This window comes from Daejeonella sp. (genome assembly GCF_044348475.1).
GTDB lineage: Bacteria > Bacteroidota > Bacteroidia > Sphingobacteriales > Sphingobacteriaceae > Daejeonella.
In genome coordinates this window covers 1-6,322 of sequence record NZ_JBIKSU010000091.1, presented here as the reverse complement: position 1 = coordinate 6,322, position 6,322 = coordinate 1, and the positions used below count along the sequence as shown (strand labels likewise).

Here is a 6,322-nt window from a genome sequence, read left to right as displayed (position 1 = left end):
GCTTAATGAATATTGAATTTACAGAGATTGCTTGGGAAGATTTTTCGTTCTGGATTGAAAATGATGAAAATATTGTTGTTAAGATCAAGGAACTCATTAATGCAATAAATAAGGATCCTTTTAAAGGAATTGGAAAACCAGAGCCACTAAAGTTCGGATTAAAAGGATTCTGGTCGCGAAGAATTACCGGTGAACATAGATTAGTTTATAAAATTAGTGGCACAAAAAGAATAGATCAGAAATGCACTATTATTCAATGTCGCTTTCATTATGATGACAAATAATCCATATACAAAAAATGGTCAGCTGCTAACAGCGCACAACCGCCATTGAAAAAACGTCGGCTGTGCACAAAACGTTATAAAACATTAAAAAACACGCTTTTAAAAAATAAGAACTCAAAATGCATCACTTGATTTCTAAGCTTATTTTTCAGTCTAGATATTGGATTCTTTTTATTTGTTTGAATTCCAATTTGTCTACGAATGCACAGCCTTTCGTTAATGTTGAATCAGGAGCATTCTTTACAGGTATTAATGATATTCGCAACGGCAATAATGGAACGTTATTTTCTCTGAAAAATGATTTTCAAACTCCAGTAAGTCCATTTTTAAGGTTGCGTGCTGGTTATTTAGTAAATGGAAAAAATCATTTTTCATTTCTTTTTGCTCCCTTAAAAATTGTAGAAACTGGAACAATAGAAAAGGATATACTATTTGATGGAAAAAACTTTAAAGCTAACATACCAATAGAAGCTATTTACAAGTTTAATTCTTATCGCTTTACCTATAATGAAAGAATAATTAGTAAAGACGATTTTAAATTTGGACTTGGTTTGTCTTTAAAAATTAGAGATGCTGGAGTATCGTTGAAGAATAGAGAGCTTTTAAGTGAAAATTTTAGTATTGGTTTCGCTCCTCTTATCAACTTATTAGTCAATTGGGATATATCTCAAAAAATGGGTGTTGATTTTTTTGTAGAAGGTATAGCTGCAAGTAAAGGCAGAGCAATTGACCTTTCATCATCTGGAAGATATAGTTTCACTAAAAACCTACAAGGAAACATTGGCTATAGACTGCTTGAAGGTGGAGCAAACGGAACGAATCGATATAATTTTATTCAACTTCATTTTATCTTTGCTAGTTTAAACTACTCATTTAACAAAAACAATAAAGAGCTATAAGTACTGAAATTTAGTGGTTTAGTTATGATTAGTAAAAATATTAATTGAACGTTTAATAACAGCACCTACCCAAAAGACGGGGTTTCGTGTTTTAAAGACATCCCGATAACTATCGGGATTGTGGTTAATCAACCATTAGTTTTTCAAATCAAGTTTTGTGGCTAAATTGCCGCCCAAACCCTAATGCCCGAACCGTCAAATCGAATCCTAACAAACAAATTGAATAAAATAAATTGACAATGAATAAAAGACCCAGACTAAAATTAGAATTCTCAGCAACAGACAAGTTATTTGAAATTGGAGGCTGGGTTTTAATTAGTATAGTTTGGGTTTTAACATTGGCATATTATCCAAACTTACCTGATACTATACCAACACATTATAATGGAGCTGGGCAAGCCGACAGATTTGGCGGAAAGGCCACTATTTTGACTTTACCTTTAATTGCAAGCATTTTATTCATAGCACTGACCGTGTTAAATAGGTTTCCTCACGTATTTAATTATCCAACGAGTATAACGCAAGAAAACGCTTTTAAACACTATACCAATGCAACTAGAATGTTAAGGTATCTAAAACTGATTATTGTGTTTATTTTTGGACTGATTACCTTCAAAACAATTAATTACGCAAATAGTGAAGAAGATGGGCTTGGAGTATGGTTTTTACCTTTAACAATGGGACTAATTTTTATTCCGCTGATTTATTTTTTGATTAAATCATTCAACTTAAAACAATGACCAAAACAAGGTACTGGCTAGAGAAGCGGGTTGTTGAATTGCCGATAGTTCTTGAACTTGCGCTTTGATTCAGAAAGCTTTTGGAATGCCAAATAGCCAAGCCCAAAGCCTGTAGCCGTCATCGTATTAAAAAATCAAAAAGAAATGAAATAAACACACCTGAAAATGAAAAAAGAAAAAATAATATTTTGGTCAGCAATAACAATCATTGCTCTATTTGAAGGAGTTATGCCCGCATTGACTTCACAAACTGAATTAGCAAAAGAAAGCATTAAACATTTGGGTTATCCAGCGTATTTTGGAAATGCATTGGTTGTTTTTAAAGTATTAGGTGTTTTGGCATTAGTTATTCCACAAGTTCCAAAACGAGTAAAAGAATGGGCTTATGCTGGATTTGCTTTTGACTTTATTTTTGCAGCAATTAGTCTTACCGCAGTTGACGGAATCAATGAACAAACATTTATCCCTTTAATTGCAATTGGAGTTTTAGCTCTTTCTTACATTTACGATCCTAAAATAAACGTGAATAATAAGTAAACTTATTCCTTGAAATAGACTTTAATTAGCAAAGTAATTTGAAAATATTCCAAATTTTTAAGCCATGAAAAGACCCTGGAATATTATTGATTGTCCGGTTTATAGCCTTGCAACCTATTTTGAAGGCAAGGTAAATATGAATATCTGTACCTATGTGAGTGCTGTAAGCATGGAGCCCAAAATCTATGCAATAGCCATTTATAATGACACCAAAACATTGCAAAACATGTTTCAAACCGACACAGCGATCTTGCAGTTCCTTCATCCTGAGCAGTATAAGCTGGTTAGAAATTTGGGCCAGCGATCTGGATTGCAATTCGATAAGTATCAGTATCTCAAGAAAAATGATTTATTAGAAAGCTGGAATGGTATGGATGTCTTAAAAAACACATCAGCACGCATTTTACTTGAAAAAATCGATTTTAAACAAACCGGAGACCATGTTTTATTTACGTTCAAAGCTGAAAAATACAAGAGCTATCATTCTGAAGTTTTAACTTCGGAAATATTACGAAATAAAAAAATCATAAGGGCATGACCGAAGCAGAAACAGATCGCATCATTGAAATGGCATGGGAAGACAGGACCCCATTTGAAGCCATAAAAATTCAATTTGGCTTTACCGAGTCAGACGTGATTTCGCTGATGAGAAAAGAACTGAAAAGAAGCAGTTTTAACTTATGGCGAAAACGTGTCAATAGTGGTGTAAGCCAAAAGCATCTACATAAGCGAACCGATGAAATCAACCGGTTTAAATGCACCTTACAACGCAGCATCAGTATGAATAAGATCAGCAAGCGCTGAGATGAAAACAGTCAAAAAAGAAAACCTGCCAGTTAAAATTTGTATTGTGTGTGAAAGGCCCTTTAGCTGGCGAAAAAAATGGGCAAAGGTTTGGCACGATGTAAAATACTGCAGCGAGAAATGCAGAAAATTAAAGCACCTCAATGAGTAAATCTGATACGGTCTCGATTATAAGTAAAGCCAAGCAAATACCTGTTTTATTCTACTTAGTAAAATGGCTATTCCTTTCTGCTTTAGTTGGTATTCTGGCTGGATCTGCATCGGCATTCTTTTTATTTTTTTTGGATTGGGTAACAGAGTGGAGAGAGAATCACCTTTGGATAATTGCTTTTTTACCTCTGTCAGGACTGATTATTGGTCTGGCATACCACTATTGGGGAAAAGAAGTGGTCAATGGGAACAACATATTACTTGAGGAATTTCATAGTCCGAAAAAAATAATCCCATTAATAATGGCTCCGCTAGTTTTATTCGGCACCCTAATTACTCATCTTTTTGGAGGTTCAGCGGGTAGAGAAGGAACAGCAGTACAAATGGGGGCAGCTATTTCAGATCAGTTCAGCAAATTGTTCAGATTAAATGAAAACGATCGAAAAATCCTGCTCATTATCGGTATTAGCGGAGGTTTTGCTGCAGTATTTGGCACTCCACTTGCCGGAGCTGTATTTGCATTAGAAGTGATGTTTTATGGCAATATAAAATCAGAAGCCTTGTTACCCAGTTTGATTACCGCTTTCATTGCTGATTTTACATGCACTGCATGGAATGTTTCACACATACAATATAGTATTCCAACTGTACCTGATATCAATATAATAAACCTTCTATGGGCGGCGCTTACAGGTATAATTTTTGGACTAAGCTCCTGGTTATTTTCCAAATCTTTGCATTTCTGGACCAAGTTGTTTAAAACGATTATCAAATATGCTCCATTCAGACCATTAATTGGCGGTATTATTATCGCCATTGCCATTTATCTGATGGGAACTACCAAATATATCGGATTAGGAATTCCAGTTATTATGAATGCTTTCAGTGTAGATCTGAATTCTTATGACTTTCTACTCAAAATCCTATTTACAACATTTACCATCGGTGCTGGTTTTAAAGGCGGTGAAGTTACTCCACTTTTCTTTATTGGAGCAACACTTGGAAATGCATTGGTGTGGTTTGTGCCCTTACCTGTAGCCTTACTTGCAGGAATGGGTTTTGCGGCTGTATTCTCAGGAGCAAGCAACACCCCTATTGCCTGCACCTTGATGGGAATAGAATTATTTGGGATAGAAAGCGCAATTTTTATAGGTATAGCCTGTTTAATTTCATACTTTTTTTCTGGACATACCGGAATTTATACTTCGCAAATACAGCGTGGGCCAAAATATTTTATTTATAGGCAGTTAAAGTCAACGTTCAATTTTGTGTAGCTTACGTATACTAGAATAAATGAAAGAAATCAAAGCCATAATCAAAGCATATGATGAGTTAGATAGATCTCTTGCGCGCGCAGCTATTGCTACTGTGGTACGTGTTGAAGGATCTTCTTATCGCCGCACAGGTGCGCGCATGCTGGTTTTAGATAATGGCCAATGGGTTGGTGGAATCAGTGGTGGCTGCCTGGAGGGCGATGCGTTAAAACGAGCGCGCTTAGCCATTAACAACTCACATGCTACACTCATTACCTATGATACCAGCGAAGATGACCCACATCAAATTGGGGTTGGATTAGGTTGCAATGGAATTATTGATGTGCTGTTTTGTCCACTTGATTTTAACGACCCAAACAACCCATTGGAGGTATTAAAATCCTGTATTTTATCAAACCGGGAAACTCATACCCTGATCACCATCACTGCAATTAATTGCGATTTTGAAAATGTGAATCCTGGTCAGCTGATTCAATATAAAGGCCCTGAAAGCCTGGCCCTATTTATAAATACAGATCTGAAAAAATCTTTGGAACAGGCAGTAAAGCAACAAGTAGCAGATAAAAAATCAGATTCTTTAAGCATTAAAACAGCAGATGGCAAAAGTCTGGCTGTATTTATTGAGATTTTGCCACCAGAGATTCATGTCGTTCTGATGGGACATCAATACGACGTTTATCCGATGTGCCGCCTGTTAAAAGAGATCGGATGGAAGGTTAGTATTGTGGCCGAATTAATCAAAATCAACGCTAAAATAACTTCAGTTGCAGATCAAATTATTGCACCCTCGGCGTTTCCTGAAATGCAGATCGATGAACATACAGCAATCATTCTGATGTCGCATGACTATAAAACTGATAAGTTAAATTTACCCAAAGCACTCCAAACTGCTGCTCCATATATTGGAATGCTCGGCCCGAAGATACGTTCCGAAAAAATCTGGAAAGAATTAGCTGAAAATGGTCAGTCAATAACTGAATCAGAAATGGCACGGATTTATGCCCCATTGGGATTGGATATTGGGGCACAAAGCCCCGAAGAAATCGCCCTATCATTAGCTGCAGGTATCCGCGCAGCCTTTTCTCAAAGAGATGGTTCTTTTTTAAAGTACAGGAAATTACCAATTCATTCAAGGAGTTAAAAATATGGCGCCTCAAAATAGTCAACCTTCTAGCATTGCAGTCATCATTCTGGCAGCAGGCAGATCAGCACGTCTTGGCAGCCCAAAACAACTCTTGAGCTATCGCGGTAAAACTCTTTTGCAACATAGCATTGATACTGCTCTTGAAAGCATGGCAAGTCAAATACTAGTGGTATTGGGTTCAAAAAAAGACAGCATAAAAAAAGAAATCGAGCAGACACAGATCTTCATCCTAGAAAACAGCTCCTGGGAAAGCGGAATGGCTTCTTCTATCTCTTGTGGGATAACTAATCTGCAAATCATTGCCCCTGAAACAGAAGCTGTGATTCTGATGGTATGCGATCAGCCCTTTGTAAATGCCAAACTCCTGAACAATCTAATCACTAAACATAAAGACTCCAAACAATCTATTGTTGCCAGCAGCTATGCAAATACTCTGGGAACTCCTGCCCTGTTTCATAAAAGCCTTTTTGTTGAACTTTTGGCGTTGCAA

Annotated in this window: 10 protein-coding genes; all 10 read left to right on the top strand. The window is 36.5% G+C overall.

Annotated elements, in window-relative coordinates; all coding sequences use genetic code 11:
* Positions 1-5 precede the first annotated feature (5 nt).
* Positions 6-284 (top strand): Txe/YoeB family addiction module toxin, encoded by a 279-nt coding sequence (locus ACIQZ6_RS11185; protein ID WP_395811111.1) that lies wholly within the window; start codon positions 6-8, stop codon positions 282-284.
* A 191-nt stretch (positions 285-475) separates the two neighbouring features.
* The gene (locus ACIQZ6_RS11180; protein WP_395811109.1) at positions 476-1,183 is read left to right on the top strand and encodes a hypothetical protein; all 708 of its coding nucleotides are present in this window, start codon (positions 476-478) and stop codon (positions 1,181-1,183) included.
* 239 nt (positions 1,184-1,422) lie between these two features.
* Positions 1,423-1,923, top strand: coding sequence for a DUF1648 domain-containing protein (locus tag ACIQZ6_RS11175; RefSeq protein ID WP_395811107.1), 501 nt, complete (start codon positions 1,423-1,425; stop codon positions 1,921-1,923).
* A 165-nt stretch (positions 1,924-2,088) separates the two neighbouring features.
* Positions 2,089-2,460 carry a DoxX family protein gene (locus ACIQZ6_RS11170; protein WP_395811105.1) on the top strand — a complete coding sequence of 124 codons (372 nt, stop codon included), beginning with the start codon at positions 2,089-2,091 and terminating at the stop codon, positions 2,458-2,460.
* A gap of 64 nt (positions 2,461-2,524) precedes the next feature.
* Positions 2,525-2,998: a flavin reductase gene (locus ACIQZ6_RS11165; protein ID WP_395811103.1), complete on the top strand. Its 474-nt coding sequence runs from the start codon at positions 2,525-2,527 to the stop codon at positions 2,996-2,998.
* A complete protein-coding gene (locus ACIQZ6_RS11160) occupies positions 2,995-3,264 on the top strand; it encodes a TIGR03643 family protein (RefSeq protein WP_306552137.1) in 270 nt (89 codons plus the stop codon). Before ACIQZ6_RS11165 ends, ACIQZ6_RS11160 begins: the two co-directional genes overlap by 4 nt.
* A gap of 1 nt (position 3,265) precedes the next feature.
* A complete protein-coding gene (locus ACIQZ6_RS11155; RefSeq protein WP_395811100.1) occupies positions 3,266-3,415 on the top strand; it encodes a DUF2256 domain-containing protein in 150 nt (49 codons plus the stop codon).
* The gene (locus ACIQZ6_RS11150; RefSeq protein WP_395811098.1) at positions 3,408-4,688 is read left to right on the top strand and encodes a voltage-gated chloride channel family protein; all 1,281 of its coding nucleotides are present in this window, start codon (positions 3,408-3,410) and stop codon (positions 4,686-4,688) included. Before ACIQZ6_RS11155 ends, ACIQZ6_RS11150 begins: the two co-directional genes overlap by 8 nt.
* A gap of 19 nt (positions 4,689-4,707) precedes the next feature.
* Positions 4,708-5,829, top strand: a complete 1,122-nt coding sequence (locus ACIQZ6_RS11145) for an XdhC family protein (protein WP_395811096.1) — start codon at positions 4,708-4,710, stop codon at positions 5,827-5,829.
* A gap of 4 nt (positions 5,830-5,833) precedes the next feature.
* A partial coding sequence (locus ACIQZ6_RS11140) for an NTP transferase domain-containing protein (protein ID WP_395811094.1) occupies positions 5,834-6,322 on the top strand: 489 nt, incomplete at its 3' end.

What these genes read in the sequence shown, in the direction of transcription:
- ACIQZ6_RS11155 (WP_395811100.1), top strand. Translation starts at nt 3,266, where the DNA reads ATGAAAACAGTCAAAAAAGAAAACCTGCCAGTTAAAATTTGTATTGTG.
- ACIQZ6_RS11185 (WP_395811111.1), top strand. Translation starts at nt 6, where the DNA reads ATGAATATTGAATTTACAGAGATTGCTTGGGAAGATTTTTCGTTCTGG.
- ACIQZ6_RS11150 (WP_395811098.1), top strand. Translation starts at nt 3,408, where the DNA reads ATGAGTAAATCTGATACGGTCTCGATTATAAGTAAAGCCAAGCAAATA.
- ACIQZ6_RS11170 (WP_395811105.1), top strand. Translation starts at nt 2,089, where the DNA reads ATGAAAAAAGAAAAAATAATATTTTGGTCAGCAATAACAATCATTGCT.
- ACIQZ6_RS11175 (WP_395811107.1), top strand. Translation starts at nt 1,423, where the DNA reads ATGAATAAAAGACCCAGACTAAAATTAGAATTCTCAGCAACAGACAAG.
- ACIQZ6_RS11145 (WP_395811096.1), top strand. Translation starts at nt 4,708, where the DNA reads ATGAAAGAAATCAAAGCCATAATCAAAGCATATGATGAGTTAGATAGA.
- ACIQZ6_RS11160 (WP_306552137.1), top strand. Translation starts at nt 2,995, where the DNA reads ATGACCGAAGCAGAAACAGATCGCATCATTGAAATGGCATGGGAAGAC.
- ACIQZ6_RS11165 (WP_395811103.1), top strand. Translation starts at nt 2,525, where the DNA reads ATGAAAAGACCCTGGAATATTATTGATTGTCCGGTTTATAGCCTTGCA.